Source organism: Roseateles sp. P5_B10, assembly GCF_056400485.1.
The window spans coordinates 1-3,549 of sequence record NZ_JBFULE010000562.1 but is presented as its reverse complement, the minus strand read 5'-3'; the positions used below and the strand labels follow the sequence as shown (position 1 = coordinate 3,549).

Sequence of the window (3,549 nt, the reverse complement as noted above, 5' to 3'; positions counted from 1 at the left end):
GCGCCAGGACTGGGGCTATGACGGCGTCGTCATCACCGATGCGCTGATGATGAAGGCCGTGGCCGAGCGCTTCGGCTATGCGAGGTCCGCCGTCATGGCCATCGAGGCCGGCGCCGACATGGTGCTGGCCCAGGGCTCGCCGCCCGAGCAGCTCGTGGCGATCCATGCGCTACGCGATGCCTTCAACAGCGGCCGATTGACGCCCGAGCAGGGCGAGACGGCCAATCGCCGCCTCGACCGCCTCGCCGCCGCCTACCCGGCCCGTGCCGTGGACGACAGCGCTGCCCGCGCCGCCGACCATGCGTTGATGGCCGAAGCCTGGGCCGCGGGCCTGACCGCACTGCGCGGTGCCAGGCCGCCGGCTTTGGATGCACCCATCCGCGTCATCGTGCAGGGCGATGTGCCGACCGACATGGTCTCCGAGGCCGGCCCCACTGGCCGACAAGCCGTGGCCCTGTTCGAGTCCTTCAGCGACGCCCAGGTCCAGATGGTCGACGACATCGCCCAGCTCGACTGGCGCACCGTGCCCAAGGACGGGCGTGTCAATGTGCTGGTCTCTACGCGCCGCGCCCGCTACGGCTTGGCCGCGAGCGAGTGGCGGCCCGACCTGCACCTGTCGCTGTGGAATCCCTACCAGAGCCTGGATGTCGCCGGCCCGACCGTGCTGAGCTGGGGCTTTGCGCCTGGCGCGCTGGCCGGCCTCAAGGCCTGGCTGGAAGGCCGAGCCCTAGCCACCGGCCGCGCGCCGCAGGGACTGCAGTGATGGAACAGGCTCGGACTCCAATGAGGTGGGTGCCCACCCTGTACTTCGTGCAGGGCATGCAGTTCTTCGTCGTCATGCTCATCGCGGGCCTGATGTTCAAGAACCTGGGGGTCGAGAACGACCAGATCGCCCGCTGGACGGCCGTGCTCGGCCTGGCGTGGGCCATCAAGCCGCTGTGGAGCCCGTTCCTGGAACTCGCGCGCAGCAAGAAGCTGATCGTCGTCGTGGCGCAGTACGTCGGCGCCGTGGGCCTGGGGCTGATGGCGCTGGCGCTGCACCTGCCGCACTGGTTCGGCGCGGCCATCGTCGTGCTTTTCCTGATCGCCTATGCGTCGGCCACGCATGACATCGCCTGCGACGGCCTCTACATGGCCTCGCTCGACGAGAAGCGCCAGGCCGCCTATGCCGGCTGGCAGGGCGCCTTCTTCAACGGCGCGCGCTTCTTCATCACCGGCGTCATCCTGAAGCTGGCGGGCCATCTGGAAGGCACGATGGGTGCAGCCAACGCCTGGTCCACCGTCTTCCTGGCGCTGGCCGGCCTGGTGGCCGTGCTGGCCACCTACAACGCCCGCTTCCTGCCCGGCACGCTGAGCACCGAGCACAGCGAACTGACGGCCTCGGGTGTGGCCGCAATGCTGAAGGAGGTTGTCGTCGACTTCTTCCAGAAGCCGGGCATCTGGCGCGCCRTGCTCTTCATCGTCATGTTCCGCTTCGCCGAAGGCCAGGTGCAGACCATTGGCCCGCTCTTCCTGCTGGAAGCGCGCGACAAGGGGGGGCTCGGCCTGACGACCGGCCAGGTGGCCGACGTCTACGGCTGGGTGGGCACGGGTGCGTTCCTCGTCGGGTCCGTGCTGGGTGGCTGGGTCACCAGCAAGCTCAGCCTGCAGCGCGCGATGCCGCTGCTGCTGGTGGCCATGAGTGTGCCCAACATCACCTTCTATTACCTCGCCAGCCAGCTGCCGGCCGATATGCCGCACATCGCCGCCGCCGTGGGCGTGGAGATGTTCGGCTATGGCTTCGGCTTCGTCGGCATGATCCTGTACATCATGCAGGCCGTGGCCCCGGGCCGCTTCCAGACGGCCCACTATGCGCTCGGTTCGGGCGTCATGCAGCTGGGCTTCATCTTCGCCAAGTCCATCAGCGGCGACATCCAGATCGCGATGGGCTACCAGCAGTTCTTCGCCTGGACGATTGGCTGTGGCCTGCCGGCATTGCTGCTGCTGCTGTGGGTGCCGATGCCGCGCAAGGCCGCGCCGGCCGAGGCCGTGCCGGCATGAAGGCCGCGGCGCTGTTGCTGGTTGCCGCGGCTCCTGCATTCGCCGCTGGCGAGTTCTTCGACGACTTCTCGCAGACGAGCCTGGCCGCGCTCCGCCAGAGCGGCTGGGTGCTGCGCGAGGGCACCGGCCACCCGGGCCTGCCGGGTGCACGCTTCGCCGCCACGCAGCTCTCGCTGGACGGCGGACTGCTCAAGCTGAAGATGTCAACGGACGGCACGCCGGCCAACACCTCGCTGGCCCAGCTCTGCGCGGCTCGCAAGTTCCTGGTTGGCACGACGACGGCGCGTGTGCGCTTTCGCGACACGGCGGGCTCACGCGACCCCATCGTCCAGAGCTTCTTCCTGGCCGGGCCGCTCAAGCACGACTACGACCCCGACTTCAGCGAGGTCGACTTCGAATACCTGCCGCATGGCGGCTGGGGCGAGCCGGAGACGCGGCTCTACGGCGTCAGCTGGCACACGGTGCGCATCGACCCCTGGGAGTCCTTCAACCAGGCCGCCATCGTGCAGGGCTCCTTCGACGGCTGGCAAGTGCTGACCGTGCAGGTCGAGGCCACACGCACACGCCACTACGTCAACGGCAGATTGATGGGCGAGCACACCGGCCGCAATGTGCCCGCCAAGCCGATGGCGATCAGCTTCAATCATTGGATTTCCGACGGTGCGACGGCGGGTGCGCCGCGCGACTACGAATTTGAGGTCGACTGGGTGCTGCACGAGGCCGGCAAGACGCTGAGCTCCACCGCGATGCAGACCCGTGCCGCGCAATTGCGCAAAGAGGGCGTGACCCGCCGCGATACCGTGCCGGATGCCGGCCTGACGAGCGAATGCAATCTATGAAGAAGACCCTGATCGCCGCCCTGGCGCTGGCTGCCTCCCTTGCGCAGGCGCAAACGAAGCCCGTCGTCGGCACCTACATCCTGGCCGAACGCGGCGTCGACGTCGTCGAGCAACTGCAGCCCGGCCGCGTCACGCACCTGCTCTATGCCTTCCTGCTGATTTGTGGCGAAGGAGAGCGCGCCAAGGAGGCCACAGCCTGTGCCGGCAAGCCCAATTTCAGCATCGCACCGCATGCCGACCAGGACATCTTCTCCGCCGCCTTCCAGCGCCTGAAGGTCCGCGACCCCAAGGTGCAGGTGCTGGCATCGGTGGGAGGCTGGGGCGGCTCCGATCCCTTCTTCCACCTGGCCGCGACAGCCCAGGGCCGCGCGGCTTTCGTCAAGTCCTCGGTGGACTGGCTGCGTGCCCACCCGGGCTTCGACGGCCTGGACATCGACTGGGAGCATCCCGGTTCCAACGGCTCGGTCAACGGCGTGCCACTGGGCAGCCCGGCCGATGCCGAGAACTACGTGCTGCTGATGCAGGATTTGCGCGTGGGGCTGGATGCCCTGGGTCGCGATGTCGGCAAGCGCTACGCGCTGACCACCGCGATTGCCACGACCAAGGAGCAGTTGGCTCGCATGGCGATGGGCCGCGCGGCGCCGTCGCTGGACCTGGTCTTCATGATGAC

General features: G+C 68.2%; 4 protein-coding genes. All 4 read left to right on the top strand.

The genetic code is table 11. The features are described from left to right. On the top strand, positions 1–763 hold a 763-nt coding region (locus tag AC1DU6_RS23830), incomplete at its 5' end, for a glycoside hydrolase family 3 N-terminal domain-containing protein (RefSeq protein ID WP_477860084.1). A 20-nt stretch (positions 764–783) separates the two neighbouring features. Continuing rightward, on the top strand, positions 784–2,040 hold the full coding sequence (locus tag AC1DU6_RS23825) for an MFS transporter (RefSeq protein WP_477860082.1): 1,257 nt from the start codon (positions 784–786) through the stop codon (positions 2,038–2,040). Beyond that, entirely contained in the window at positions 1,989–2,879 is an 891-nt protein-coding gene (locus AC1DU6_RS23820) for a glycoside hydrolase family 16 protein (RefSeq protein ID WP_477860080.1), read from the top strand. Before AC1DU6_RS23825 ends, AC1DU6_RS23820 begins: the two co-directional genes overlap by 52 nt. Then, positions 2,876–3,549 (top strand): glycoside hydrolase family 18 protein (locus tag AC1DU6_RS23815; protein WP_477860078.1); only part of this gene is annotated, 674 nt, incomplete at its 3' end. The genes AC1DU6_RS23820 and AC1DU6_RS23815, both read left to right, overlap by 4 nt.